The organism is Curvibacter fontanus, from assembly GCF_054780335.1.
In genome coordinates, this window is record NZ_BAAGWN010000013.1 from 64,140 (window position 1) to 89,728 (window position 25,589).

General features: G+C 67.1%; 21 protein-coding genes. 9 read left to right on the top strand and 12 right to left on the bottom strand.

The window, feature by feature from the left end:
- Positions 1-76: 76 nt before the first annotated feature.
- Positions 77-1,066, bottom strand: coding sequence for a nucleoside hydrolase (locus ACYVH8_RS09710; protein ID WP_460488655.1), 990 nt, complete (start codon positions 1,064-1,066; stop codon positions 77-79).
- A 217-nt stretch (positions 1,067-1,283) separates the two neighbouring features.
- Here ACYVH8_RS09710 and rlmB point away from each other — a divergent pair, with 217 nt between their 5' ends.
- A complete protein-coding gene (gene rlmB, locus ACYVH8_RS09715) occupies positions 1,284-2,018 on the top strand; it encodes a 23S rRNA (guanosine(2251)-2'-O)-methyltransferase RlmB (RefSeq protein WP_460488656.1) in 735 nt (244 codons plus the stop codon).
- 73 nt (positions 2,019-2,091) lie between these two features.
- Here rlmB and ACYVH8_RS09720 read toward each other — a convergent pair whose 3' ends face one another.
- Both ACYVH8_RS09720 and ACYVH8_RS09725 read right to left on the bottom strand, forming a co-directional pair.
- Entirely contained in the window at positions 2,092-2,394 is a 303-nt protein-coding gene (locus tag ACYVH8_RS09720) for a hypothetical protein (RefSeq protein WP_460488657.1), read from the bottom strand.
- A 12-nt stretch (positions 2,395-2,406) separates the two neighbouring features.
- Complete coding sequence (locus ACYVH8_RS09725) at positions 2,407-2,616, bottom strand: hypothetical protein (protein ID WP_460488658.1); 210 nt, start codon at positions 2,614-2,616, stop codon at positions 2,407-2,409.
- Between the two features lie 134 nt (positions 2,617-2,750).
- Here ACYVH8_RS09725 and ACYVH8_RS09730 point away from each other — a divergent pair, with 134 nt between their 5' ends.
- Positions 2,751-4,331, top strand: a complete 1,581-nt coding sequence (locus tag ACYVH8_RS09730; RefSeq protein WP_460488659.1) for an alkaline phosphatase D family protein — start codon at positions 2,751-2,753, stop codon at positions 4,329-4,331.
- Positions 4,332-4,383: 52 nt separating this feature from the next.
- Positions 4,384-5,373 (top strand): DUF481 domain-containing protein, encoded by a 990-nt coding sequence (locus ACYVH8_RS09735; RefSeq protein ID WP_460488660.1) that lies wholly within the window; start codon positions 4,384-4,386, stop codon positions 5,371-5,373.
- A 2-nt stretch (positions 5,374-5,375) separates the two neighbouring features.
- Here the strand turns inward: ACYVH8_RS09735 and serB are convergent, their stop codons facing one another.
- Together serB and mfd are read right to left on the bottom strand one after the other, a co-directional pair.
- On the bottom strand, positions 5,376-6,089 hold the full coding sequence (gene serB, locus ACYVH8_RS09740) for a phosphoserine phosphatase SerB (protein ID WP_460488702.1): 714 nt from the start codon (positions 6,087-6,089) through the stop codon (positions 5,376-5,378).
- Between the two features lie 26 nt (positions 6,090-6,115).
- Entirely contained in the window at positions 6,116-9,688 is a 3,573-nt protein-coding gene (mfd, locus tag ACYVH8_RS09745) for a transcription-repair coupling factor (protein ID WP_460488661.1), read from the bottom strand.
- A 103-nt stretch (positions 9,689-9,791) separates the two neighbouring features.
- Here mfd and ispD point away from each other — a divergent pair, with 103 nt between their 5' ends.
- Positions 9,792-10,502, top strand: coding sequence for a 2-C-methyl-D-erythritol 4-phosphate cytidylyltransferase (ispD, locus tag ACYVH8_RS09750; RefSeq protein WP_460488662.1), 711 nt, complete (start codon positions 9,792-9,794; stop codon positions 10,500-10,502).
- Positions 10,499-10,978 (top strand): 2-C-methyl-D-erythritol 2,4-cyclodiphosphate synthase, encoded by a 480-nt coding sequence (gene ispF, locus ACYVH8_RS09755; protein ID WP_460488663.1) that lies wholly within the window; start codon positions 10,499-10,501, stop codon positions 10,976-10,978. The genes ispD and ispF overlap by 4 nt, the downstream gene beginning before the upstream one ends.
- A gap of 143 nt (positions 10,979-11,121) precedes the next feature.
- Here the strand turns inward: ispF and ACYVH8_RS09760 are convergent, their stop codons facing one another.
- Both ACYVH8_RS09760 and ompR read right to left on the bottom strand, forming a co-directional pair.
- Positions 11,122-12,516 carry a sensor histidine kinase gene (locus ACYVH8_RS09760; protein ID WP_460488703.1) on the bottom strand — a complete coding sequence of 465 codons (1,395 nt, stop codon included), beginning with the start codon at positions 12,514-12,516 and terminating at the stop codon, positions 11,122-11,124.
- Positions 12,517-12,587: 71 nt separating this feature from the next.
- On the bottom strand, positions 12,588-13,319 hold the full coding sequence (gene ompR, locus ACYVH8_RS09765; RefSeq protein WP_460488664.1) for an osmolarity response regulator transcription factor OmpR: 732 nt from the start codon (positions 13,317-13,319) through the stop codon (positions 12,588-12,590).
- 161 nt (positions 13,320-13,480) lie between these two features.
- Between ompR and ACYVH8_RS09770 the strand changes: the two genes are divergently transcribed.
- Both ACYVH8_RS09770 and ACYVH8_RS09775 read left to right on the top strand, forming a co-directional pair.
- Positions 13,481-14,197 (top strand): SIMPL domain-containing protein, encoded by a 717-nt coding sequence (locus tag ACYVH8_RS09770; RefSeq protein WP_460488665.1) that lies wholly within the window; start codon positions 13,481-13,483, stop codon positions 14,195-14,197.
- A 69-nt stretch (positions 14,198-14,266) separates the two neighbouring features.
- The gene (locus tag ACYVH8_RS09775) at positions 14,267-16,765 is read left to right on the top strand and encodes a protein kinase domain-containing protein (RefSeq protein WP_460488666.1); all 2,499 of its coding nucleotides are present in this window, start codon (positions 14,267-14,269) and stop codon (positions 16,763-16,765) included.
- 143 nt (positions 16,766-16,908) lie between these two features.
- Here ACYVH8_RS09775 and ACYVH8_RS09780 read toward each other — a convergent pair whose 3' ends face one another.
- Positions 16,909-19,137, bottom strand: coding sequence for a RelA/SpoT family protein (locus ACYVH8_RS09780; protein ID WP_460488667.1), 2,229 nt, complete (start codon positions 19,135-19,137; stop codon positions 16,909-16,911).
- A gap of 7 nt (positions 19,138-19,144) precedes the next feature.
- The gene (locus ACYVH8_RS09785) at positions 19,145-20,044 is read right to left on the bottom strand and encodes an alpha/beta fold hydrolase (protein ID WP_460488668.1); all 900 of its coding nucleotides are present in this window, start codon (positions 20,042-20,044) and stop codon (positions 19,145-19,147) included.
- 79 nt (positions 20,045-20,123) lie between these two features.
- On the opposite strand from ACYVH8_RS09785, the gene ACYVH8_RS09790 reads away from it, so the two are divergent.
- Positions 20,124-20,900 (top strand): 3-hydroxybutyrate dehydrogenase, encoded by a 777-nt coding sequence (locus ACYVH8_RS09790; RefSeq protein WP_460488669.1) that lies wholly within the window; start codon positions 20,124-20,126, stop codon positions 20,898-20,900.
- A gap of 75 nt (positions 20,901-20,975) precedes the next feature.
- Here ACYVH8_RS09790 and ACYVH8_RS09795 read toward each other — a convergent pair whose 3' ends face one another.
- The 3 genes from ACYVH8_RS09795 to ACYVH8_RS09805 all read right to left on the bottom strand — a co-directional run bounded on the left by ACYVH8_RS09795 (position 20,976) and on the right by ACYVH8_RS09805 (position 24,775).
- On the bottom strand, positions 20,976-21,761 hold the full coding sequence (locus tag ACYVH8_RS09795; RefSeq protein WP_460488670.1) for a hypothetical protein: 786 nt from the start codon (positions 21,759-21,761) through the stop codon (positions 20,976-20,978).
- A 381-nt stretch (positions 21,762-22,142) separates the two neighbouring features.
- Complete coding sequence (locus ACYVH8_RS09800; protein ID WP_460488671.1) at positions 22,143-22,616, bottom strand: TIR domain-containing protein; 474 nt, start codon at positions 22,614-22,616, stop codon at positions 22,143-22,145.
- A gap of 572 nt (positions 22,617-23,188) precedes the next feature.
- Positions 23,189-24,775 carry a helicase HerA-like domain-containing protein gene (locus ACYVH8_RS09805; protein WP_460488672.1) on the bottom strand — a complete coding sequence of 529 codons (1,587 nt, stop codon included), beginning with the start codon at positions 24,773-24,775 and terminating at the stop codon, positions 23,189-23,191.
- A gap of 59 nt (positions 24,776-24,834) precedes the next feature.
- On the opposite strand from ACYVH8_RS09805, the gene ACYVH8_RS09810 reads away from it, so the two are divergent.
- Entirely contained in the window at positions 24,835-25,554 is a 720-nt protein-coding gene (locus tag ACYVH8_RS09810; RefSeq protein WP_460488673.1) for a YebC/PmpR family DNA-binding transcriptional regulator, read from the top strand.
- The last annotated feature ends 35 nt before the right edge of the window (positions 25,555-25,589 follow it).

Genomic DNA, 25,589 nt, shown 5'->3' on the forward strand with positions numbered 1-25,589 from the left:
GGGCCCTCAGATCCCAAACTACATTTTTCTTGGATTCCTATAAGTAACAGTAATAAAGAACCCAGGGGCCAGGCTTTCAGCCGGGCTTGGCCGGCAGCCAGTCGCCCCTCAGGGTGCGCTCCACCAGGGCCAGGCAGGCCGGGGCGTCCACCTGCAGGGCGGCCTGGATGCGCGGAATCTGCTCTTCCCAGCCGGGCTGGGGGTAGGGGATGTGCTCGCGACTGTCCATGATGCTCTGGCCCTCGGCCAGACCGTCGGGCACCACGCGTACGCGGCCCGCCTCGGTCTTGAACAGCCCTGGCTGGAGCAGCCAGGTCAGTCCCAGCAGGCCCGGGGCGGGGCAGGCCGGCGCGGTTCCGGGCGCCAGACGGGCCCGGTGGCTGGCGTGCTGGCGGGCGGCGTGCAGCAGGGCCGCGGTGGCGGGGTGGGGTCGCTGGGCGGCGAGTTTTTCGATCAGCGCCAGGGGCAGGGGCGCGGCCTGGCTTACGTCCAGGCCCAGCATCGTCAGCTTGAAGCCGGCTGTCAGCACCAGATCGGCGGCATGGGGATCGAGCCAGAAATTGGATTCGGCCACGGGCGACACATCACCCGGCGCCTGGATGCTGCCGCCGGCCACCACCAGTTGGCCCAGCCGTTCGGGCAGGTGCGGCTCCAGTCGCAGGGCCTGGGCCAGATTGCCCAGCGGGCCGGCACAGACCAGGCTCAGCTGGCCCGGGTGGGTGTGGGCCAGTTCCACGATGCAGCGCGCGGCCGAACGTTCGTCGGCGCCATGCGCTTCGGGCGGTCGCCGTGGCAGATCGCCCAGGCCGTCGGTGCCGAAGGCCTCGGGGTCGTGCCACCAGGTCGCCTTGCGCGTGGGCGTGGCCACGCCGCTGCAGACCGGCAGGTTCGGGCGCCCGGCCAGGGCGCAGAGCAGCAGGGCATTGCGCGTCGCCTGGGCCACGGTGAGAGCGCCGAAGGTGGTGGTGACGGCCAGCAGATCGAGTTCCGGATGGGCGAGCGCAAAGTACAGCGCCCATGCGTCGTCGGCGCCGGGGTCGCAGTCGAGGATGATCTTGTGGGCCATGGCGGGAGTGGAAACTTTTTCAATTCTCCACAACCCTCAATCGCCTGAAGCCCACACCAGCATGGGTTTTCCTGCCATCAGCCATATTTCAAGGCCGTTTATTTCGTAGAGCATCGTGACTGGCGTATGGCTGGTTTGACAGGTTGCGGCGATTTGCGGTGAGTCCAATCTTGAGGATCGGCTGGCTGTTCCGCAGCATACCGGGATAATCCCCCCCATGTCCTCCCCCAAAGTCCTGTTCGGCTTCCACGCCGTGGGCGTCCGCCTCAAGACGGCGCCGCAATCCATCATCGAGATCTACTTCGAGCCGACCCGGCGCGATGCGCGCATGCGCCAGTTCCTGGAAAAGGCCAAGGAGGCCAGTGTGCGGCTGATCGAGGCCGACGGCCTGCGTCTGGCCAAGCTGGCGGGCAGCCATGGTCACCAGGGCGTGGCCGCGCGCGTTGAGCCCCTGGCCCAGGTGCATTCGCTGGACGATCTGCTGGACAGTCTGAGCGAGCCGCCCCTGCTGCTGGTGCTCGACGGCGTGACCGATCCGCACAACCTGGGCGCCTGCCTGCGCGTGGCCGACGGGGCCGGGGCGCACGCCGTGATCGCCCCCAAGGACCATGCGGTGGGCATCAACGCCACCGTGGCCAAGGTGGCCAGCGGCGCGGCCGAGACGGTGCCCTATTTCATGGTGACCAACTTGGCGCGCACGCTGGGCGAGCTGAAGGAACGCAACATCTGGTGCATCGGCACCAGCGACGATGCGCCCAAGACGATCTACCAGATGGACCTCAAGGGCCCGACGGCCCTGGTGCTGGGCGCCGAAGGCGAAGGCATGCGGCAGCTGACGCGCAAGACCTGCGACGAGCTGGTGGGCATCCCGATGAAGGGCGGGGTGGAGAGCCTGAACGTCTCGGTGGCCAGCGGCGTGTGTCTTTACGAAGCCTTGCGCCAGCGCGGCTGAAAACGGGGTCTGCCCGGTTTCTGGAAATAACAAGGGCCCTCATGAGGGCCCTTGTCGCGTGCGGGGTGCCGGCTCAGACCACGGTATCGAGCAGGGTGCCGCTGAGCATGCTCAGGCTGTTGATGGCGCGGCGGTTGTTGCGGTTTTGCTCGCCGTTGTCCGTGTTGCGGGGTGCATTGCCTTCGATGCCGCGCACCCGTTCGTCCGCACGCACGGATTCGCCGCGGGCCACATCGGTCTGCTGCTCCAGGCGCGCGACGCGGTCGGCCGCCCGGGACGCTTCCTGGCGGGCCTGCTGCAGCTGGGCCTGGTACTGGCTCAGCTGGGCCCGCGCATTGGGCGTGCTGCTGTTGATGCCCTGCAGGGCCGTGGCCATGACCGTCTCTCCTCAGGCCTTTTCGTTCAGGATGCGGCCGGTGGTCTGGCCTTGGGTGTTGACCACGGGCTCCTTCGGCTTGTTGCTCTCAGCCTGGCGCTGGACGCGTTGCTGCTGCTGTTCCTGTTCGGCGCGGTATTCCGCGGCGCGATTGCGCTCGGGCGCACGCGGTTTCGGCGGGGTGGAAACGCTGGGGGTGGCGGAGGAAATTTCGGTGGCCATGGCTGACTCCAGCGGACAAGTGCCTGAATCTTAGTCCCATGGCCGGCCCTGTCAACCGATCTCCGCCGTGCGGTCAGGCCTGTCACGCGGGCATGGCATGATGGCCGCGCTCCAGTTTCTCTCACCGTCTGACCATGCACCAGGAATCCCCCGACCGTCGCCGGCTGCTGCGCCTGGCCGCCGCGACCGCCACCACGCTCTGGCTGCCGCGCAGCGCCTGGAGTCGCACGCGGCTGACGCAGGACCCCTTTGCCCTGGGCGTGGCCAGCGGCGCCCCCACGGACGATGGCGTGGTGCTGTGGACGCGGCTGGTTTTTGACACGCCCCAGCGCCGCGCTCTGACCCTGCGCTGGGAGATCGCACACGACGAGGGTTTCACGCGCATCGCGCGCAGCGGCCAGGTGCAGGCCACCCCTGAGCTGGGGCACACGGTGCACGCCGAGGTCGAGGGCCTGGAGCCGGACCGCTGGTACCACTACCGCTTCATGCTGGGCGAGGCCGTGAGCCCGGTGGGGCGCACGCGCACCTTCCCCCGGCCAGATGCCAGCCCCAAGCGCCTGCGACTGGGCTATGCCTCCTGCCAGCGCTGGGAACACGGTTATTACGCGGCCTGGCGGCACATGCGCGCCGAGCAACTGGATGCGGTGATGTTCCTGGGCGACTACATCTACGAATACCCGGGCGCCGCGCATGCCGTGCGCGCCGTGACCGGCGGCTGGGTGCGCACGCTCGACGAGTACCGTGACCGTTACGCCCTGCACAAGAGCGATGCCGACCTGCAGGCCATGCACGCGGCCTGTCCCTGGCTGCCGACCTGGGACGACCACGAGGTGCAGAACGACTACGCCGGTCTGCACGAGGGTACGGGCGTGCCGGTGCTGGGCACGGTGGAGAACTTCGCCGCGCGCCGCGCCGCCGCCTACCAGACCTGGTACGAGCATATGCCGGTGCGCAGCACGGTGCTGACCCAGGCCCTGGCCGGGCTGGCGCAGGGGGCCGAGCTGCGCATCTACCAGCAAGTGCCTTTCGGCCGCCTGGCCACGCTGCACCTGCTCGACGGCCGCCAGTACCGCGACCGCCAGCCCTGCCTGAAGGACGGCAGGCCGGGGGGCCGCCTGGTGGACCCGGCCCAGTGCCGGGAGTGGGCCGATCCGCAGCGCAGCTACCTGGGCCCCGCGCAGGAGCAGTGGCTGGACGGTGCGCTGGCCCGCTCCGCCGGGCGCTGGAACGTGATCGGGCAGCAGACCCTGTTCGGCCCGCGTGATGGACAGCCGGGCCCGGGCCAGCGCCTGTGGAACGACGGCTGGGACGGATATGCCGGCACCCGCACCCGCGTGACCGATGCGCTGCGGCGCCACGCCGTCAGCAACCCGGTGCTGCTGGGCGGCGATGTGCACGAGAACTGGGTGGGCCATGTCAAGGCCGATTACGCCGATGCCGGCAGCCCGGCGGTGGGCGTGGAGTTCTGCGGCACCAGCATCAGTTCGCGCTCCAGCGCCGGCGCGGTCGACAAGACCGCCGAGCGCCTGGCCGAAAACCCGCATTTCGTGTTTGGCGATGCGCAGTACCGCGGCTACGGCGTGGCCGAGTTCACGCCCGGGCGCCTCACGACCACGCTGCGCGCCGTGCAGGACGCCACCCAGGCCGACTCGGACGCCTTCACGCTGGCGCGTTTCGAGGTGGCTGCCGGCCGGCCCCGCATCGAGCGGCAATAATCGCGCGGTCCGGGCCGCAAGCGTCCGGCTGGTCTGTTATCCCGAGTCCTTGATGAAGACATCCCTGTTCCTTTTGCTGGCCCTATCGGCCACCACCCTGGTCCGGGCGCAGGAAGCGCCCCTGGCCGCCCCTGCTGTCGAGGCCGCTGCGGCGCTCCCGCAGGAGGCGGTGCCCGTCCAGACGACGGTCGTCGCCCCGGTGGTCGTTCCCGACGCGGCGCCTGTGGCGGCCCCCGATGCCGGGCCGCGAGCGGCTCCGGCGCCTGCTCCTGTGCTGGTCCCGGCTGCGGGGGGGGCCGTGCCGCTGGCGCCGCCAGAGCCACTGGTGGCCGCCGGCCGCTGGGACGGCGACTTCAATGCAGGCTTCTCCCTGTCGGCGGGCAACACCGACAGCCAGAGCTTCAACCTGGGCCTGGACACCAGCTACCAGCGGCCGGACGACAAGCTCTCGCTGTCCGCCCAGTACCTGGAGAGCCGCGCCCGCAGCGTCACCAATGGCGTGGTGACGACCAGCATCACGGCCCTTCAGTGGCGCCTGGGCGGCCGCTACGACCGCGACATCACGCCGCGGGAGTTCGGCTTCGTGGGGCTGGAGTTCAGCCATGACCGGATCCGGCAGCTCGACCTGCGCACCGTGCTCAGCAGCGGCCTGGGCCGTCACCTGGTCAAGGACCGGGATGACCAGTGGGATGTCTACGGCGGTCTGAGCTATCGCGAGGACCTTTATGGCGGCAACGGGGTGCTGATCAACGACGTGATGCAGACCCGCCTGGAGACGATTGAAACCCTGCTGGGTGAGGAATCCAGCCACCAGCTGGGCGGCACGCCGGCGCGCTTCAAGCAGAAGTTCGTGCTGTACCCGAGCCTGTTCAACGACAAGGGCACGCGCGCCACGCTGGACGCCGGCCTGCAGCTCGATATCAGCAAGGCCCTGAGCCTGAGCGTGAAGCTGCAGGGCCGCTACGACAGCCTGGCGCAGGCGCCGGCCGAGAAATACGACCTGCTTTTCCTCACGGGGCTGAGCGTCAAGCTCGGCAGCTGAGGCTAACGCAGGATGTCGAGGAGGCGGTCCAGGCCGCCGCTGTGGATGGCCACCATGGCCTGCTCGCGCACCTTCGGCTTGGCATGGTAGGCCACGGAGAGGCCGGCCGCGCCCATCATGGGCAGGTCGTTGGCGCCGTCACCCATGGCGATGGCCTGCCTCGTGGAAATGCCCAGTTGCGCGCAGGTCTGTTGCAGCATGCGGCGCTTTTCGGCGCCATCGCAGATGTCGCCCCAGGACTGGTCGACCATGCGGCCGGTCAGCACGCCGTCCTGCAGCTCCAGCACATTGGAGCGGGTGTAGTCGATGTCCAGCAGCTTCTGCACGTGGTCGGCAAACCAGGTGAAACCGCCGCTGACCAGCAGCACTTTCATGCCGGCCTGCTTGCAGGCCGCCACGAGCTCGGCCGCGCCGGGGTTCAGGCGCAGGCGCTCGCGCTTGACGGCTTCGAGGTCGGCCACGGTCACGCCCTGGAGCAGGGCCACACGGCGGCGCAGGCTGTCCTTGAAGTCGGTGATCTCGCCGCGCATGGCGGCTTCGGTGATGGCCGCCACCTCGGCCTTGCGGCCCACGGCGTCGGCGATCTCGTCCACGCACTCGATGTTGATCAGCGTGGAGTCCATATCGAAGGCGATGAGCTTGTAGTCGCTCAGGCGCAGCGGGGGCGTGAGGCCTTGCAGCACGAGGCCGGGGGCGTATTCGATGGTGGTCGTCATGTTCAAGGGGGGCGAGGTGGTCGTGTTCAGGCGGGCGCTTTGTCCGTGCGGGGGGCGCCCAGGCTGCGCAGCACGTCGCGCACGAGGTGGGCGCGCGACTTGGGGTCGGGCAGTTCGCGTTCGATGCGCAGCTTCTCGTTGCCGACCAGCTTGATGTGCTTGTTCTTCTGGATCAGCTCGATCACCTTCATGCCGTCCACGGGCGCGTCCTTGCGGAAGGTGATGTTGATGAGGTGGGGCGCGGCGTCGACCTTGACCACGCCGTAGGGCTGGCTGATCACGCGCAGGCGGTGCACGTCGATCAGGGTCTGCGACTGCGGCGGCATCTTGCCGAAGCGGTCCACCAGTTCTTCCATCAGCGCGTCGATCTGCTCGGTCTTTTTGGCTGTGGCGAGCTTCTTGTAGAAGGACAGGCGCATGTGCACGTCGCCACAGTAGTCGTCCGGCAGGAGCGCCGGGGCGTGCAGGTTGATGTCGGTGGTGACGCTCATGGGCGAGAGCAGGTCCGGCTCCTTGCCTTCTCTGAGACTCTTCACTGCCTCGCTGAGCATCTCGTTGTAGAGCTGGAAACCCACCTCCAGCATATTCCCGCTCTGGTTTTCACCGAGCACCTCGCCGGCGCCGCGAATCTCCAGGTCATGCATGGCCAGGTAAAAGCCTGAGCCCAGTTCTTCCATGGCCTGGATGGCATCGAGCCGTTGCGAGGCCTGCTTGGTCAGGCTTTCCTTGTCGGGCACCATGAGGTAGGCGTAGGCCTGGTGGTGGCTGCGGCCCACGCGGCCGCGCAGCTGGTGCAGCTGGGCCAGGCCGAACTTGTCGGCGCGACTGATGACGATGGTGTTGGCCGAGGGCACGTCGATGCCGGTCTCGATGATGGTCGAGCACAGCAGCAGGTTGGTGCGCTGGGCCACGAAGTCGCGCATCACGGCTTCGAGCTGGCGCTCGGGCATCTGGCCGTGGGCCACGCCGATGCGGGCCTCGGGCAGCAGTCCCTCCAGCCGCGCCCGGCGGTTCTCGATGGTCTCGACCTCGTTGTGCAGGAAGTAGACCTGGCCGCCGCGCTTGAGTTCGCGCAGCACGGCCTCGCGGATCACGCCCTTGTCCTCGTTGCGCACAAAGGTCTTGATGGCCAGGCGGCGCTGCGGCGCGGTGGCGATGACGGAGAGATCACGCAGGCCTTCGAGCGCCATGCCCAGGGTGCGCGGAATCGGCGTGGCGGTCAGCGTGAGCACGTCGACCTCGGCGCGCAGGGCCTTGACGGCTTCCTTGTGGCGCACGCCGAAGCGGTGTTCCTCGTCGATGATGAGCAGGCCCAGGTTCTTGAATTGGGTGTCGGCGCTCAGCAGCTTGTGCGTGCCGACCACGATGTCCACGCTGCCGTCGGCGATGCCCTTGAGCGCGGCCGTGATCTCCTTGCCCGAGCGGAAACGGCTCATTTCGGCCACCTTGACCGGCCACTTGGCGAAACGGTCCACCAGGGTCTGGTAGTGCTGTTCAGCGAGCAAGGTCGTGGGTGCGAGGAAAGCCACCTGACGCCCGCCGGTGACGGCGACAAAGGCCGCGCGCAGCGCCACCTCGGTCTTGCCGAAACCCACGTCGCCGCAGACCAGGCGGTCCATGGGGCGCGGGCTGACCATGTCCTGCACCACGGCGTGGATGGCGGCGCGCTGGTCGGCGGTTTCCTCGAAACCGAAGTCGTTGGCGAACTGCTCGTAGTCGCGCGGCGAGAAGCGGAAGGCGTGGCCTTCGCGCGCGGCGCGCCGGGCGTAGATGTTGAGCAGCTCGGCCGCGGCGTCGCGGATCTGCTGCGCGGCGCGGCGCTTGGCCTTGTCCCACTGGCCCGAGCCCAGACGGTGCAGGGGCGCCTCATCGGCGCTGACGCCGGTGTAGCGGCTGATGAGCTGCAGCTGGCTGACCGGCACGTAGAGCACGGCGTTGTCGGCATATTCCAGGTGCAGGAATTCCTGCACCTCGGGCGTGCCGTCGTCCTGCAGCTGGCCGCTCACGCTCATGTTCACCAGGCCGCGGTAACGGCCGATGCCGTGGCTGGCGTGCACCACCGGGTCGCCGACCTTGAGCTCGGACAGGTCCTTGATGAGCGACTCGACGTCGCTGACCTGTTCCTGCTTCTTGCGCCGGCGCGTGCTGGGACCGGCGGCGAAGAGCTCGGTCTCGGTGACGAAGTCCATGCCCTCTTCGGTCCAGGCGAAGCCCACGTTGAGCGCGGCGGTGGCGATGCCCAGCTTTTCCTCGCTGGCCTTGAACTCTTCGAGCGAGTCGAAGGCCGGCGGGATGACGCTGCTGGCGCGCAGGAAGTCCAGCAGGCTTTCGCGGCGGCCATCGCTTTCGGCCAGCAGCAGTACGCGGTGCTGGGTGTTGCGCAGATGGTCCTTGAGCCGGGCCAAGGGCTCTTCGGCGCCGCGCACCACGGTGAGCTCGGGCAGGGGATCAAACTCCACAAAATCCGCTCGCTTGTCATCCATTTCCGTTCGGGCTGAGCTTGTCGAAGCCCCAGTGAGCCCTTCGACAGGCTCGGGGCGAACGGAGAGGGGGCGGATGGCCAATTGCGCGTGCGCGTTGGCCAGGGTGAAGAATTGTTCGATGCCCAGGAACAGCGCCTCGGGTGGCAGGGGCGGGCGCTCGGGTTCGCCCTGGGCCAGGCGGAAGCGTTCCTTGGTGTCCTGCCAGAAGCGCTGCAGCGCGGGCTCCAGATCGCCGTGCAGCACCAAGGTGGCGGCTTTGTCCGTGCCGCTGCCGAGGTAGTCGAAGACCGTGGCGGTTTCCTCGAAGAACAGCGGCAGGTAGTACTCGATGCCGGCCGTGGCAACGCCGTTGCCGATGTCCTTGTAGAGGCGGCTCTTGGTGGGGTCGCCCTCGAGCAGCTCACGCCAGCGTTGGCGGAAGAGTTTGCGCGAGTCTTCGTCCATGGGGAACTCGCGCCCGGGCAGCAGGCGCACCTCGGGCACGGGGTAGAGGCTGCGCTGGCTGTCGGGGTCGAAGGTGCGGATGGAGTCGACCTCGTTGTCGAACAGGTCCACGCGGAAGGGCACGGGAGAGCCCATGGGGAAGAGGTCGATCAGGCCGCCGCGCACCGCGTATTCGCCGGGGCTCACGACCTGGGTCACGTGGTTGTAGCCGGCCAGGGTGAGCTGGCTGCGGAACTGGGCTTCGTCCAGCTTCTGGTTGGCCTTGAAGGAGAAGGTGTGCGCGGCCAGGAAACCGGGCGGCGCCAGGCGGTAGAGCGCCGTGGTGGCCGGGATCAGCACGATGTCGGTGGTGTCTTCCCGCTTGCCTTGACCATGCTTGTAGAGGCGCCAGAGCGTGGCCAGGCGCTCGCTGATCAGGTCCTGGTGCGGCGAGAAGGTGTCGTAGGGCAGGGTTTCCCAGTCGGGAAACATGGCGCAATGCAGGTCCGGGCTGAAAAAGGCGATTTCGTCGATCAGGCGCTGGGCGTCGGTGGCGTCACCGCAGACGATGGCCAGCAGCCGGCCGGCCGCCTGCTCGCGCTCGGCCAGGCGGGCCAGCAGCAGGGCGTCGGACGAGCCCGTGGAGCGGGGCAGGGTGTAGCGCTTGCCGGTCTGGAGTTTGGGGAGGTCCATCGAGAAACCAAATCAAAAAACGCAAAAACCCCCTGCGCGGAGGGCAGGGGGTGTATGGGACGCATTTTAGTGGAGTTGTGCCATCTAAAATGGCATCTCTCCCATGACCTCCCAGTCCACTTCCCCTGTCGCCCTCTGTTGGGCTCTCATCCCCTGCGCCGGCAGCGGTTCGCGTGCCGGTGGCGCCGGCCCCAAGCAGTACCAGCCCGTGGCCGGGCAGCCCATGGTGTGCCATACCCTGGCCGCCTTTGCCGCTGTGCCGCAACTGCAGCGCACCCTGGTGGTGGTGGCGCCCGGTGACCGTTTTCTCGAACCCGGGGCCACAGCCCCCTATGTGCTGGCCGATTGCGGCGGCGCCACGCGTGCGGCCAGCGTCACGAATGGGCTGGCCGTGCTGCGCAGCCTGGGCGCGGCTGAGGGCGACTGGGTGTTGGTGCATGACGCCGCGCGCTGCCTGGTCACGCCGCAACAGATCACGCAACTGATCGAGGCCTGCGCGCAGGATGAAGTGGGTGGCCTGCTGGCGCTCAAGCTGCCCGACACGCTCAAGCAGGAGCGGGACGGCCGCGTGGTCGCCACCTTGCCGCGCAGCGACAAATGGCTGGCCCAGACGCCGCAGATGTTCCGCCTGGGCCTGCTGCAGCGTGCTTTGCAGCAGGCCGGCGTGGAGGTGACCGACGAGTCCTCGGCCATCGAGGCCTTGGGCCTGGCGCCGCGCCTGGTCCGGGGCAGCGCGCAGAATTTCAAGGTGACCTATCCTGAGGACTTCGCCCTGGCCGAGGCGGTCCTTCAAGCCAGAGGCAAGAAGCTATGAATATTCGAGTCGGTGAGGGCTGGGACGTGCACGCCCTGGTTGAGGGGCGCCCGCTCATCCTGGGCGGGATCGAGATTCCCTGCGAGAAGGGCCTGCTGGGCCATTCGGACGCCGACGCGCTGTTGCATGCCATCACCGATGCGCTCTTCGGTGCGGCCGGCCTGGGCGACATCGGTCGCCATTTTCCCGACACCGATGCCAAGTTCAAGGGCGCCGATTCGGGTGTGCTGCTGGCCGAGGCTGCGGCGCGTGTGCGGGCCCAGGGTTGGCAGATCGGCAACGTGGACAGCACCATCATCGCCCAGGCGCCCAAGATGGCGCCGCACATCCCGGCCATGCGCGAGCGCATCGCGGTCCTGCTGGACCTGACGCCGGAGCAGGTCAACGTCAAGGCCAAGACAGCGGAAAAGATGGGGCCCGTGGGTCAGGGTCTGAGCATCGAGGCGCGCGCGGTGGCCTTGCTGTACCAGGCATGACGCCCGCTGCGCGGGCATGACCTCGCCGCTGCGCGGCATTGATGACGCGGGCTACGCCCGCATGACTTCAGTCATTTCGTCATCGATGCGCCGCAGGCGCGAGGTCATGCCCGCGCAGCGGGCGTCATCAAGGCGAGGCGAAGTCAGCGCGCCTGCTGCAGCTGGATGCGGATGGTGAAGCCGCCCGTGCTGCTGTTGCCCAGGCCGAACTTGCCCCCCATGCGACGCACTGTCTTGTCCACGATGGACAGGCCCAGGCCGGCCCCGGTGGCCGCGGTGCGCGCTTCGTCACCGCGGTAGAAGGGTTTGGTCAGGTTGGGCAGGTGCTCGGGCGCCACGCCGGGGCCGTGGTCGCGCACCCGGATCTGCACCCACTGGTCGCGCGCGCGCGTGGTGATGTCCACGGTGGTGATGCCGCTCTCCGGGTCCTTGCCGTAACGGCGCGAGTTTTCCACCAGGTTGGAGATCACGCGGCCGAGCTCCACGGTATCGGCCAGCACCGTGACGCTGTCCTGCAGGTCCAGGTTGAACAGCATGTCGGGGCGGTCCTTGAAGGCGAACAGGCTGGCGCGGATGACTTCGTTGAGATTGACCGGGGCCAGGCGTACGTGGTCGGGACGTGCGTAGTCGAGGAATTTGTCGATGATGGCGTCGAGCTGCTCCAGGTCGGCCACCATGTGGGCCTGGGCGTCGGGGTCGTTGACGCTCATCTCGGTTTCCAGGCGCAGGCGTGAGAGTGGCGTGCGCAGGTCGTGCGAGATGCCGGCCAGCATGACGGCGCGATCCTGTTCGATCTTGGCCAGGCGCTGGGCCATGCGGTTGAAGCCGATGTTGACCTGGCGGATCTCGGTGGTGGGCACGCGCTCGTTGAGGCGGCTCGCGGCGAAGTCGCCCTCGCGGATGCGGCTGGCGGCGAAGGACAGTTGCTTGAGCGGGCGGTTGATCAGGCGCGCGATGATGGCCGCGCCGGCCAGCGAAAGCAGGGCGCCGGTGCTCAGCCAGATCAGCCAGGTCTTGCTGGCGGTCTGGTTGAAGCGCGAGCGGTCGGTCTGCAACCAGTAGTTGTCGCGGTCGATCACGAAGCCCACCCACAGGCCGGGCTTGCCGTTGACGCTGTTGGCCACCACGGTGCCCGGGCCCAGGCGGGCCGTGAGCTCCTGGTTGATGCGTCGGTTCACGCTGTCGGTGTCGAAGGGCTCGAAACGGTCACTCGGCTCGCGCGGCAGCACGCGTACGCCTTCCTTCTCGGTCATGGTCTTGATCAGCGAGACGCGCATGATGGCGTCGGAGTGCACCAGGGCGGCGCGGCTGAGGTTGACCAGGGAGGCGATCTGCTGCGCGGTCTGGATGGCGCGCGGCTCGAACTCCAGCGCACGCAAGGTCTGCAGCCAGGCCAGAATGCTGCCGAACAGCAGCAGGGCCAGCAGGAAGAAAGTGCGCCAGAACAGGCTCAGACCGGTGGGGTCGCGCACCTCGCCGTCGAGTTCGGCCGGGGTGGTTTCCTGCGGGCTGCTGCTGCCGTGCTGTTCCTCGGTCAGTCCGGACTGCCAGCGCGACGGATCCAGCAGCGAGGGGCGCAGCGGGGTGGATGAGCGATGTCTGCGAAAGATCAACCTGCACCGTCCGGTACGAAGACGTAGCCCACGCCCCAGACCGTCTGGATGTAACGCGGTGCGGCCGGATCGACCTCGATGAGCTTGCGCAGGCGCGAAACCTGCACGTCCAGGCTGCGGTCGAAGGGCTCGAACTCGCGGCCGCGCGCCTGCTGGGCCAGCTTCTCGCGCGACATGGGCTGGCGCGGGTGGCGCACCAGGGCCTTGAGCATGGCGAATTCACCGGTGGTCAGGGGCAGCTCTTCGCCGTCCTTGCGCAGGGTGCGCGCGCCCATGTCGAAGGTGTAGGGGCCGAAGCTCACCACTTCCTGTTCGCTCGACGGGGCGCCAGGGGCTTCTTGCGCCGGGCGGCGGCGCAGCACGGCGTTGATGCGCGCGAGCAGTTCGCGCGGGTTGAAGGGCTTGCCCAGGTAGTCGTCGGCGCCGACTTCCAGGCCCACGATACGGTCCACGTCCTCGACCTTGGCCGTCAGCATGATGATGGGCGTCCTGTCGTTGGCCGCGCGCAGGCGCCGACAGATGGACAGGCCGTCCTCACCGGGCATCATGAGGTCGAGCACGATGAGGTCGACCGTCTCGCGCAGCAGGATGCGCGTGAGGGACTTGCCGTCTTCGGCCTGGAAGACCTCGAAGCCCTCCTGCGTCAGGTAGCGGCGCAGCAGATCGCGGATGCGCGCGTCGTCATCGACCACCAGGATCTTGTCGGTGCGGCTTGAAATGGACGTCATGTTCTATGCTCGGCCTTGGACGGTGTACAGCCTGCGGATTCTGCCGGTCGCAACCGGCCCTCAGCCTCCTGCAGGCCTGACTTTGACATACTGTTACAAATCTCGGCCCAATGCGCAAGTACGTCACCGCAAGAATGCCCGGTAGCCTCAGGAGTCGCGCCATGAAAATCTTTTTTCCTTCCGGCCCCGTTCTGTTGCTGACCACCGGCCTGTGGGCCACGCCTGTGGCCCAGGCCCAGCTGGGGCCGATCCCGCGTGATGTCGTTCAGTTCACGGCCACGGCCACGCTGGAGGCGCGCCAGGACCAGCTCAGCGTGACGCTGCGCGCCATGCGTGAAGGCAGCGACCCCACTGTGGTGCAGCAACAGCTCAAGGCCGTGCTGGACGCAGCCCTGGCCGAGGCCCGCCCCGCCGCCCAGCCCGGAGCCCTGGAGGTGCGCAGCGGCCATTTCGGTCTTTACCCCCGCAGCAACCGTGACGGTCGCATCAGCGCCTGGCAGGGGGCGGCCGAACTGGTGCTGTCCGGCAACGATCTGGAACGCATTGCGGCCCTGGCGGGCCGCATCCAGGGCATGGCGGTGGCGCAGACGGTCTTCGGCCTGCGCCGCGAGCAGCGCGAGCGCCTGGAGCAGCAGGCCCAGGCCCAGGCCATCGAGCGTTTCCGGGCCCGGGCCGGCGAGATCGCGCGCGGTTTCGGCTTCAGCAGCTACAGCCTGCGCGAGATCAACATCAACAGCCAGGAACTGGGTGCGCAGATCCGCCCGCGTTTCATGGCCACGGAGGCGAAGGCCAGCATGGCTTCCGACGCGCCACTGCCGGTCGAGGCCGGCCAGGCCCAGGTGCAGGTCACCGTCAGCGGGACGGTGCAGCTCAAGTAGCGCCCCTGGCGCCGGAACGCCTTTGTGGCGGCTGGCGTGCCGGCATGACTCGTCTACACTGCTGATGACATGCCGCCCCTGCCCACTTTCCAGAACAACCGGCGATCCGCCGCGGCGCTGCCCGAGCCCAAGGTGGGCGACAGCATCGGGCGCTTCAATCTGCGGCGCATGATCGGACGGGGCGGACAGGCCACGGTCTGGCTGGCCTTCGACCCCCGGCTGGAACGTGAGGTGGCCCTCAAGCTGCTGCGGCCCGAGCAGGGCGCCGATGCCGCGCTGGTGAACCAGTGGCTGCAGGAGGCGCGCAGCGTCAGCCGCCTGAACCACCCCAACATCATTCCGGTCTTCGAAGCCGATGTGCAGGAGCAGCAGCCCTACCTGGTCTTCGAGTACGTGCCCGGCCAGACCCTGGCGGCCATCCTGCACCAGCGCGGGGCGCTGCCGCCGGCCCAGGCGGTGGGCCTGATGGTCGACGTGCTGGAGGCGCTGGCGGCTGCGCATGCGGCCGGCATCGTGCACCGAGACCTCAAGCCCTCCAATGTGCTGGTGGACGCCGGCGGCCGGGCGCGCGTGATGGACTTCGGCATTGCCGTGCGCGTGCAGGAAAGCGGCTCTGCGGGAGCCGGGGCCGGCGCGCGGGCGCAGACGGGTGGCACCCCGGGGTATATGTCGCCGGAGGCCGCCACCGGCGCACCGCCCACGCCGGCCATGGATCTTTTTTCCGCCGCCGTGGTCCTGGTCGAGGCGCTCAGCGGGCGGCGCCTGATCGACGAGCGCGACCCCTGGCGCGCCATGCAGCGCGTGGCGCTGGAGGACCTGCAACTGCCGGCGGATCTGGGCAGCGAGGCTGACGACACCTTGCGCGCCATGCTGCTGCGTGGTCTGATGCGCGACCCGCGCCAGCGCCACCCCTCGGCCCAGGTGTTCCGTGATGAACTGAAGAAGTGGCTGCGGCCGGTGACGACGCCCCTGACCGATCCTGGCAGGGACAGCCACAACGGGACGGTGGAGTTCCTGTTGCGGCGCATGCGCCACAAGAGCGATTTCCCGGCCATGTCGGGCTCCATCGTACGCATCCAGAGCATTTCCAGCTCGGACCGCGAGAGCGTGGCCACCCTCACCAACGAAATCCTCAAGGACGTGGCTTTGACCAACAAGCTGCTGCGTCTGGTCAACACCGCGCAGTACGCGCGCGGCGGACCCATCAGCACGGTGTCGCGCGCGGTCACACTGGTGGGATTCAACGGCATCCGCAACATGGCGCTGAGCCTGGTGCTGCTGGAGCACATGCAGGACAAGACGCATGCCAGCCTGCTGAAGGAGGAATTCCTGCGCTCGCTGATGGCCGGTGCGATCGCCATCGAACTCAGCCCCGTGCGCAGCGAGGGCGAGGAGGCCTTTCTGGGCGCCATGTTCCAGAACCTGGGGCGGCTGCTGACCGAATACTATTTCCCCGAAGAAGCGCGCGCCGTGCGCGCCCTGATGTCCGGCAAGGAACCCGTGTCCGAGGACAGCGCCGCCATCACCGTGCTGGGCATCAACTACGAGGAGCTGGGCGTGGGGATCAGCAGGGCCTGGAACCTGCCCGAGAGCATCCAGCACTGCATACGAAAACCGTCCGGCTCCCCACCGTCGACACCGCCCAAGGAGCTTGGGGACCGGCTGCGCTGGATTGCGCTGGCTTCGAACGAAATGGCCGATGCCCTCTTGCACACCGAGCCCAGGTCCGCACAGGCCCAGGTGGCCCAGGTGGGCCAGCGCTACGCGCGTGGCATCGGCATCGATCACAAGGGCATGGAGGCCGCGACCCAGCGCGCACGCGACAAGCTGGCCGAGTTGGCGCGCGCCATGGACTTCAAAGTGGCGCCCGACTCGCTGGCCGCCCGTCTGCTGCAGACAGGTCCCAACGGCGGCGCGACGCCCCGCACCGTGACCCTGCACGAGCCGGCTGTGGCAGACGATGCTTTCCACGTTTCGGTGGGTTCCTTCGAACTGCACGCCACCCAGCCCGTGACGCCCGAGCAGATCGCCGCCCTGGCCCGGGATTCCCAGCGCGTGGCCGAGATGCTGGCCGCGGGCATCCAGGACATCACCAACGCCATGGTCGAGGATTTCAAGCTGCCTGACATCCTGCGCATGATCCTGGAGACCATGTTACGCGCCATGGGTTTTCGTCAGATCGTGTTCTGCATGCGTGATGCCAAGCAGGATGCGCTGACGGGGCGCTTCGGCCTGGGTCCGGGCGTGGAGCGCATCGTCAAGTCCTTCCGCATTCCGCTGAACCCGGAGAAGAGCGACCTGTTCTCCGCCGTTTGCAGCAAGGGCGCCGACACCATGATCAGCGACGCCACCGAGGCGCGGGTGGCCGAACGCCTGCCGGCCTGGTACCGCCAGGCGGTCCATGCGCCGACCTTCCTGCTGCTGCCCCTGGTGATCAAGGGCGCCCCCTTCGGCCTGATCTACGCCGACAAGGGTGAAGCGGGTGAACTGCAGCTGGGTGAAAGGGAACTGGCGCTCTTGCGCACGCTGCGCAATCAGGCGGTGATGGCGTTCAAGCAGTCGAACTGACCTGCGTTTCGATTCGCCCCTGCCGGCGTGCCTGTATAGACCGGGGTCCTGGCCCCGCGCGCCAGGGTGAAGCCCGAGACCAATCCGCTGTCGGGCGCTCATCCCGACCATGCCGCCCCATCCCAGACCGCGGCAGGACAAAATCAACGCCGCCGTGCCGTCCGCACACCCGCCAAACCCGCCACAGTCGCCAGCACCTTCCCCAGCCGCCCCGAATCCGAAATCTCCACCGTCAGCGTCATCCACGCCACGCCCTTGACCGTCTGCGTCTGCGCACCCACGACGTTGAGCTTTTCCTTGGAGAAGACTTCCAGGATGTCGCGCAGCAGGCCTTGGCGGTCGGAAGCTTCGATGGACACGTCCACCGGGTAGAGCGGGGCCTCGCCGCCCTTGGGAACACCCCACTCGACCTCGATCACGCGTTCGCCGTGCTGGACCACCAGCTGGTGCAGATTGCTGCAGTCGGCACGGTGCACGCTGACCCCCTTGCCGCGCGTGACGAAACCGCGGATCTCGTCGGGCGGCGCCGGCCTGCAGCACTTGGCCAGCTGCGTGAGCAGCGAATCGACGCCGACCACCAGCACACCGCCGCGCGCACTGCTCCCACCCTTGAATTTCTTGAGCAGGGCCTGCTCGTCCGCTGGCGCCGTCGGCTCGACCGGGCGCAACACGGCCTCGATGCTGCGCAGCGAGAACTCGTCCTTGCCCACGACTTCGAACAGGGCGTCGGCCGAGGCGAAGCCCAGTTGACCGGCCAGGTCGTCGAGTTTGATGGCGGTACGGCCTTCGCGTTGCAGCAGCTTTTCCACGGCCTCGCGGCCGCGTGCGATGGTCTCATGCGTGGCCTGGGCATTGAACCAGGCGCGCACCTTGGAGCGCGCGCGCGGGCTGACCATGAAACCCAGCTCGGTGTTGAGCCAGTCGCGCGAGGGGCCGCCTTCCTTGGCGGCCACGATCTCCACGGTCTGGCCGTTCTTCAGGGCCGTATTCAAGGGCACCATGACACCGTCCACGCGCGCGCCGCGGCAGCGGTGGCCCAGGTTGGTGTGCACGCTGTAGGCAAAGTCCACCGCGGTGGCGCCCTGGGGCAGCTCGACGATGGCGGCGTCGGGCGTGAGCACGTAGATGCGGTCCTCGAACACGCCCTGGGCCTGCTGCGGGCCCGACAGATCGCGCTCCCAGGCCAGCAGCTGGCGCAGCACGGCGATCTTGGCGTCGTAGCTGCTGTCGGCCGTGACACCCGAATAACCCTTGGCGCCGGCTTCCTTGTAGGCCCAGTGCGCGGCCACGCCGTGTTCGGCGTGTTCGTGCATGGCCTGGGTGCGGATCTGGATCTCGATGGCCCGGCCTTCGCGGTCGCGCACGATGGTGTGCAGGGACTGGTAACCGTTGGCCTTCGGTCGTGCGATGTAGTCGTCGAACTCCTCGGTCACCGGTGTGAACTGGCTGTGCACCCAGCTCAGCGCCGCATAGCAGTCGGGCACGGACTTCACGATGATGCGCAGCGCGCGCACGTCGTAGACATGGTCGAAGTCCAGGGACTTGCCGCGCATCTTCTTGACGATGCTGTAGATGTGCTTGGGCCGGCCCTGCACCTGGGCCGGAACGCCCTGCGCACGCAGCTCGACCTCCAGCCGTTCGCGCAAGCTCAGCACGTAGTCCTCGCGCTCGATGCGTTTTTCATCGAGCAGGCCTGCGATCTGCTTGTAGGTGCCGGGCTCCAGGAAGCGGAAGGACAGGTCTTCCATCTCCCACTTGATCTCCCAGATCCCCAGGCGGTTGGCCAAGGGCGCGAACACGTTGAGCGACTCGGCCGCCAGGCCGGGCGGCACCGGCTGCTTGGTGGCGGCGAAGTAGCGCAGGGTCTGCAGGCGCGAGGCCAGGCGCAGCAGCACCACGCGCAGGTCGCGCGAGAAGGCCAGCAGCATCTTGCGCACGTTTTCGGTCTGCATGGCGCTGGTCTGGGCCATGGGCACGGGCGCGCCGCTGCGTTCGGCCGCCAGCTGGGCGGCGCGCGCCTGGCGCTGCACCTGGACCAGCTTGGTGGTTTCCACGGCCAGTTCGGCATAACTCTCGCCGAAGGCCTTGGTGATGGTTTCCTGCGGCTTGTTCAGGTGGCCGCAGGCATACACCAGGTAGCAGGCGGCCTGCATGGCCTCGGAGCCGCCGATGGCCTTGAGGATGGTCGCCACCGCATCGGCATGGGTCAGCGTGTTCTCACTGGTGTCCAGCGTCTCGCTGGCCAGCAGGGGTTCGGCGAAAGCGCGCGCGCGTGCCAGGGCGTGGGCCTGCTCGGGCAGGCTGTGGGCCGTGACGGCGAGCAGCGGAGAACGGGGCTCGCTGCCGGGCAGCTCGGAGGCGTGGCTTTTCATCGGGGACTCAGGAGCCGGCGCCGAGCAGGAAATCGCAGACGGTCTGTACCTGGTCCGCGGCGACCAGGGTCGGGGCGTGGCCGATGCCGGCGAATTCGACCAGGCGTGCGCGCGGGCCGCGTTGTGTCATGGCCGAGGCGGTCTCACGCGCGAACAGATCGGAGTCGGCGCCGCGCAGCAGCAGCGTCTCGGCGTGGACGGCGTCGTAGAGCTGCCAGAGCACGGCTTCCCCCTGGGCTGAGCTCTCCGGCGTGAGCCTGCGGAAGGGGATGGCGATCGCCGGGTCGTAATGCAGTGCAAAGCCGCCACTGCCGTCGGTGGCCGGCTTGAGCATGGGCCGGGTCAGCGCCAGCCACTGCTCGGGTGTGTGCGGTCCGAAGCCCGCGGAGATCAGGCGCAGCGCTTCGGCCGCCTGTTCGACGGACGTGAAACGGATCGGCACCCCCAGGTATTCGCCGATGCGCTGGATGGCCTGCCAGGAGATGGTCGGGCCCACGTCGTTGAGCACGAGTTTGCGCAGCTTGAATGGCAGATGAGGCTGGCCGGCCAGCACCAAGCCGATCAGCCCGCCCATGCTGGTGCCCACCCAGTCCAGCGTGGTCGCCTGCAGTTGGGCCAGCAGGACGCCCATATCGGCCGCATAGGCGGGAATCTGGTAGCCCATGGGATCACGCAGCCAGTCGCTCTGCCCGCGTCCCGCCACATCGGGGCAGACCACGCGCACGCTACCGCCGCTGCGCTCGCACAGGGCCTGGGCCAGCGTATCGAAATCGCGCCCCTGGCGCGACAGGCCATGCACGCAGACCACCACATGCCCCGCTTCGGGGCGGCCCCATTGCCAACAGGCCATCCGGTGGCCGCCGGTGGCGTCGGGACAAGTTACGTAGTTCAGCGTAGGCTCGGACATGGTGAAATCAGTTCATCGGGTGCACTTGGCATCATCCTAATTCAAACGTACAGTCCTCAACTGCTTCGGAGATATCAGCATGCTCAAAGGTAAAACAGCTCTCGTCACCGGCTCCACCAGCGGCATCGGCCTGGGGGTCGCCAAGGCCCTGGCCCGCCAGGGCGCCGACATCGTACTCAATGGCTTCGGCGACGTCGAGGGTCCCAAGGCAGAGATCGCCGCTCTGGGCGTCAAGGTGGCCTACCACGGCGCCGACATGAGCAAGCCGGCCGAGATCGAGGACATGATGAAATTCGCCGCCGGGCAGTTCGGGCGCGGCCGTGTCGATATTCTGGTCAACAACGCCGGTATCCAGCACGTGGCGCGCATCGAGGACTTTCCCACCGAGCGTTGGGATGCCATCATCGCCATCAACCTGACCAGCGCCTTTCACGCCACGCGCCTGGCCCTGCCGGCCATGCGCGCAGCCAACTGGGGCCGCATCATCAACGTGGCTTCCACGCACGGCCTGGTGGCCTCGGCCGAGAAGTCGGCCTACGTGGCCTCCAAGCACGGCGTGATCGGACTGACCAAGGTGACCGCGCTGGAAAACGCCACCACGGGCGTGACCTGCAACGCCATCTGTCCGGGTTGGGTGCTGACCCCGCTGGTGCAGAAACAGGTGGACGCCAAGGCCGCCGCGCTCAAGATCTCCAATGAGGAAGCCAAGAAGCTGCTGCTGGGCGAGAAGGAGCCGTCCATGCAGTTCACCACCCCGGAGGAGCTGGGTGAGCTCGCCGTGTTCTTCTGCTCACCCGCCGGCAACAATGTGCGGGGGGCGGCCTGGAATATGGATGGGGGATGGGTGGCGCAGTAAGCAAGAGAGGCGGCATGCATGCCGCCTCTCTTCTCTCTTGATACTCCGCCGATCAGTTCGGAAGAGCGTGTTTGCCTAGGATGTGCACTTCTTGCGGCGCATTTCGGCCCGAATCTTGCTCAGCATGGATTTCGTGTGATTTGCGCTGGCCGTCCATTTCTGGACGCCCGCTTCTGCGGCGGCTTTCCGATTCTTCCATTCAGCGAGACCATTTTGACGGGTTGAAAGGTCGCGTTGATCGCTGCGGCATTGCTGGAGCTGCTGTAGCTCCCCTGCGCTCGGGGAGGGCGTTCTGCAGATGGGGGGCTTGCCCGGTCTTTCGATGCATTCACGAGGCTTGTTGAGCCGCGCTTGTTTGCTCATGTCATAGGTGCTGCAACTCAGGTTCTTGATCTGCTCCAGACTGTCCAGTTCCTTTTGAGAATAGAAGTCGCTGCCAATCTGGCCTTCCGCTTCCGTCAGGTTCTGCTTTTGCTGCGCAAGAATCTGGTTTTCTATGTTGACGTAGGACGCGTAGAGACTTTCCTGCTCCTTGAGGTCGGCGCAGTCCATGGAGCGAAGTTGATTTTCAAGGGATGTTTCGCGGTCCTTGACGTCAATCCCGTGGCCCGGGCCGGCCCCTCCGCTTTCCCCGCCTCCAGGCGGCGGTGGAGGGGGAGGGGGAAGACAGTTGGCGGGGTTCTTTCTGCAGCCAAAGGTGTCTGACGAGCCCGTGACAACGATGACGTCGCCGGTGCAGGTCCATGAACCGTCGGTCTCGGTGCAGCCACCGTCGGATGAGTCCAATGCCTGGACAGGCGTTGATACCAGGGCAAAAATGAGCAGGCTGAAATGCAGCAGATGTCGGAAAAGTGTTTTCACGATAAGGCTCCATAGATGGGTGACAGCTGATATCGCAATAACCCGGCATATTTTTGAGTCCTGCCCTCCGGGAGGCGGCCGCCGTGGTGCTCTGCGAGGCCATTTCGCTCAAGCGAAGTCGAACGCAATGGGTGTGAGAGAGTCTCTGCCTCCATTCCAGCAAGCGCCATCCCATGAACTGGGGAGCCGGGCTGGACGCCGCATGGGGGAGGGCTCCGGTTGTTCAGGTTGGCACCGCCTGGCGAAGCGGAGGTGCCCCGTGGCCGCTTTCTCTTCCCGTCGCCCTGGGTGTTCCCTGCCCCGGGATGATCTGCTGCCGATCTCGTGGCGTGCTTTTGAGCCCTTGATCGCGAGCGCTGAATGCGTCTGGACGGGCAGTGATCAGAGGGCCCGGTTCAGGTCCACGTCCAATCCGGCCTGTTTCATGGAACGGGCCAGCAGCAGGTGCCATAAGGCTGCGTCATCCATGGGCAAACCCACGACGTCGTTCCACGGAAGTGTTCTTGCCACATTGCCCGATAACAGAAAGCAGATGCGAGCCCGGCCCAGGGCGCCCAGCAAATAACCAAGTTCCAGCAGCAGTTCCCGCGGGAGTAACTTGCTTGCCGCGGTAGCCGTGTCCAGGGCATTCGCCGGCAAAAGGATGACGGCGAAATCCAGGTTGCGCAGACCTTGCAGTCGATCAAGGAATTCGCCATCCGTGGGCTTGGGCGCCTCGGGCAGGACCGTTGCCTGCAGTCCCAGTCGCTCGATGAAACCCGAGGCCGCGTCGCGGGCCTGAACATCGTGGTGGCAGATGACGGCAACGCGGACATTCTTGTCGGATGCGGTGTTGGCGGGGCGGACAGTGGGCACAGCTGGTGCTGGTGCTGGTGCTGGTGCTGGTGCTGGTGCTGGTGCTGGTGCTGGTGCTGGTGCTGGTGCTGGTGCTGGTGCTGGTGCTGGTGCTGGTGCTGGTGCTGGTGCTGGTGCNCGTCCAGCAGGACTTTCACGCGCTTGAGGTTGACGATGGCCTTCTCCAGGCCTTCCTTGACCGCCTGCTGTAATTCTTCGGTGGAATAGCGGCCGCCGAAATCCGAGGGCAGCGTCGCATCGAATGCTTCAAGCTCGAATTTCTTGTAGTCGAGCGAGTTGTTTCCCAAGACCTCGGCCAAGGCGTCATTGATGCTTTTTTTCAGGCTTTCAAGACTTGGGTCCCAGCGATCATGGATCCGGGATGGATCGAACGCGCGCAGTTCCTTGATGCGCCAGTCGATCGTGTCCTGGGCGCTGATCACGCCAGCCTTTTGGGCATTGCCGGATGCTCGCGGGTTGGGGGGCGAGGTGGGCACGTCGGGGACTCCTTAGGAACAGCAGCTTGTCTCTTGCTCGCAGGGAGGGCAGTGGGGCGGAATCTACCACTTGCAGCTGGTGTCCGTGGGGCGCTGTTACCGCCGCTTGCCCCCGCCCAGTATGCTACCCAGCACCCCGCGGATGATCTGACGCCCGACCTCGCGGCCGATCGAACTGGCCGCGCTCTTGATCAATTGCTCGCCCGCGCTGGCGCGTGTGCCCCTGGCGCCGCCGCCCAGCATGCCCCCCAGGCTGTCGAGCAGACCGCCCCCGCCGGATTTTTCTGCGGCTGTGGCTTCGCCCGTCGCTTTTTCCTGGGCCTGTTTCTGCTGGGTGCGGCTGGCCAGACGTTCGAAGGCCGACTCACGGTCCACGGTTTTTTCGTAGACACCGGCCACCACGGAGTTGGCCAGCAGGGCCTGACGCTGCTCCGGTGCGACCGGGCCGATCTGGCTGCCCGGGGGCAGCACGTAGACGCGCTCGGTCAGGCTGGGACGGCCTTTTTCGTCGAGCAGGCTGATCAGGGCCTCGCCCACGCCCAGCTCGGTGATGGCGGCTGCAATGTCCAGGCCGGGCTTGGGGCGCATGGTTTCGGCAGCGGATTTGACGGCCTTCTGGTCGCGCGGGGTGAAGGCGCGCAGCGCGTGCTGCACGCGGTTGCCCAGCTGGCCCAGCACGGTGTCCGGGATGTCCAGCGGGTTCTGCGTGACGAAATAGACGCCCACGCCCTTGGAACGCACCAGGCGCACCACGAGTTCGATGCGTTCCAGCAGCGCCTTGGGCGAGTCGTTGAAAAGCAGGTGGGCCTCGTCGAAGAAGAACACCAGCTTGGGCTTGTCCAGGTCACCGACCTCGGGCAGCTGCTCGAACAGTTCGGAGAGCAGCCAGAGCAGGAAGGTGGCGTAGAGGCGCGGCGAATTCATGAGCTTGTCGGCCGCCAGCACGTTGACCACGCCGTGGGCCTGCGTCATCGCCGGGCCGCCCCCAGATGACGCAGCGCCCCCTCGGGGGGCCGACGCCGCAGGCGTCTGGGGGGCCACATTCACGGTCTGCATGAAGTCGGCGATGTTGAGCATGGGCTCGCCGAAGAACTTGTCGCCACCCTGGCTCTCGATCTGCAACAGGCCGCGCTGGATGGCGCCGATGCTGGCCGCGCTGATGTTGCCGTACTGGGTGGTGAATTGCGAGGCGTTGTCGCCCACGTGCTGGCACATGGCGCGCAGGTCCTTGAGGTCCAGCAGCAGCAGGCCCTGGTCGTCGGCAATCTTGAAGACCAGCTGCAACACGCCTTCCTGGGTCTCGTTCAGGTTGAGCATGCGGCCCAGCAGCAGGGGGCCCAGGTCGCTGACGGTGGCGCGCACGGGATGGCCCTGGGCGCCGAACACGTCCCACAGGGTGGTGGGGCAGGCCTGGGATGGGGGGGCGCTCAGGCCGCGTTCGGCCAGCACCTTGGCCAGCTTGTCGCCGATCTTGCCGGCCTGCGAGATGCCGGTCAGGTCGCCCTTGATGTCGGCCAGGAAGACCGGCACGCCGATGCGCGAGAAGCCCTCGGCCAGGGTCTGCAGGGTGATGGTCTTGCCGGTGCCGGTGGCGCCGGTGATGAGGCCGTGGCGATTGGCCTTGTCGGGGCGCAGGAAACATTGCACATCGCCGTGCTGCGCAATCAGGATGGGGTCGGCCATGGATATCCCTAAAAGTACAATCTCAGGCTTTATAGCCTAACAAAATCAGAGGACTCCCCGTGGCTGGACACAGTAAATGGGCCAATATCCAACACCGCAAGGGGCGGCAGGACGAAAAACGCGGCAAGATCTGGACCCGCATCGTCCGTGAAATCACCGTGGCGGCCCGCGCCGGTGGCGGCGACCCGGCCGCCAACCCGCGCCTGCGCCTGGCGATCGACAAGGCCCGGGCCGCCAATATGCCGGCCGACCGCGTCAAGTACAACATCGACAAGGCCACTGGCAACCAGGAAGGCGTGCATTATGACGAGATCCGCTACGAGGGTTACGGCATCGGCGGGGCGGCCATCATCGTCGACACCATGACCGACAACCGCGTGCGCACCGTGGCCGAGGTGCGCCACGCCTTTTCCAAGCAGGGCGGCAATATGGGCACCGAAGGCTCGGTGGCTTTCCAGTTCAAGCACTGCGGCCAGCTGATCTTTGCCCCGGGCACCAATGAAGACAAGGTCATGGAAGTGGCGCTGGAAGCCGGCGCCGAGGACGTGGTGAGCGATGAGGACGGCGCCATCGAGGTGCTGACCACGCCGCATGATTTCGAGGCCGTGAAGAACGCGCTGGAGGCTGCCGGCCTCAAGGCCGAGATGGCCGGCGTGACCATGCGCCCCGAAAACACCATAGAACTCAGCGGCGACGATGCCGCCAAGATGCAGAAGCTGCTGGACGTCCTGGAAGACCTGGACGATGTGCAGGATGTTTTCCACAACGCAGCGCTTTGATTGAACACCCACAGGCTGCGCGCACTTCGTGTCGC

Coding starts and splice junctions, on each gene's coding strand:
- ACYVH8_RS09770 (WP_460488665.1), top strand. CDS start 13,481: ATGAAAATCTTTTTTCCTTCCGGCCCCGTTCTGTTGCTGACCACCGGC.
- rlmB (WP_460488656.1), top strand. CDS start 1,284: ATGTCCTCCCCCAAAGTCCTGTTCGGCTTCCACGCCGTGGGCGTCCGC.
- mfd (WP_460488661.1), bottom strand. CDS start 9,688: ATGGACCTCCCCAAACTCCAGACCGGCAAGCGCTACACCCTGCCCCGC.
- ACYVH8_RS09775 (WP_460488666.1), top strand. CDS start 14,267: ATGCCGCCCCTGCCCACTTTCCAGAACAACCGGCGATCCGCCGCGGCG.
- ACYVH8_RS09720 (WP_460488657.1), bottom strand. CDS start 2,394: ATGGCCACGGCCCTGCAGGGCATCAACAGCAGCACGCCCAATGCGCGG.
- ompR (WP_460488664.1), bottom strand. CDS start 13,319: ATGACGTCCATTTCAAGCCGCACCGACAAGATCCTGGTGGTCGATGAC.
- ACYVH8_RS09805 (WP_460488672.1), bottom strand. CDS start 24,775: ATGGCCGACCCCATCCTGATTGCGCAGCACGGCGATGTGCAATGTTTC.
- ACYVH8_RS09725 (WP_460488658.1), bottom strand. CDS start 2,616: ATGGCCACCGAAATTTCCTCCGCCACCCCCAGCGTTTCCACCCCGCCG.
- ispD (WP_460488662.1), top strand. CDS start 9,792: ATGACCTCCCAGTCCACTTCCCCTGTCGCCCTCTGTTGGGCTCTCATC.
- ACYVH8_RS09780 (WP_460488667.1), bottom strand. CDS start 19,137: ATGAAAAGCCACGCCTCCGAGCTGCCCGGCAGCGAGCCCCGTTCTCCG.
- ACYVH8_RS09730 (WP_460488659.1), top strand. CDS start 2,751: ATGCACCAGGAATCCCCCGACCGTCGCCGGCTGCTGCGCCTGGCCGCC.
- serB (WP_460488702.1), bottom strand. CDS start 6,089: ATGACGACCACCATCGAATACGCCCCCGGCCTCGTGCTGCAAGGCCTC.
- ispF (WP_460488663.1), top strand. CDS start 10,499: ATGAATATTCGAGTCGGTGAGGGCTGGGACGTGCACGCCCTGGTTGAG.
- ACYVH8_RS09785 (WP_460488668.1), bottom strand. CDS start 20,044: ATGTCCGAGCCTACGCTGAACTACGTAACTTGTCCCGACGCCACCGGC.
- ACYVH8_RS09790 (WP_460488669.1), top strand. CDS start 20,124: ATGCTCAAAGGTAAAACAGCTCTCGTCACCGGCTCCACCAGCGGCATC.
- ACYVH8_RS09735 (WP_460488660.1), top strand. CDS start 4,384: ATGAAGACATCCCTGTTCCTTTTGCTGGCCCTATCGGCCACCACCCTG.
- ACYVH8_RS09710 (WP_460488655.1), bottom strand. CDS start 1,066: ATGGCCCACAAGATCATCCTCGACTGCGACCCCGGCGCCGACGACGCA.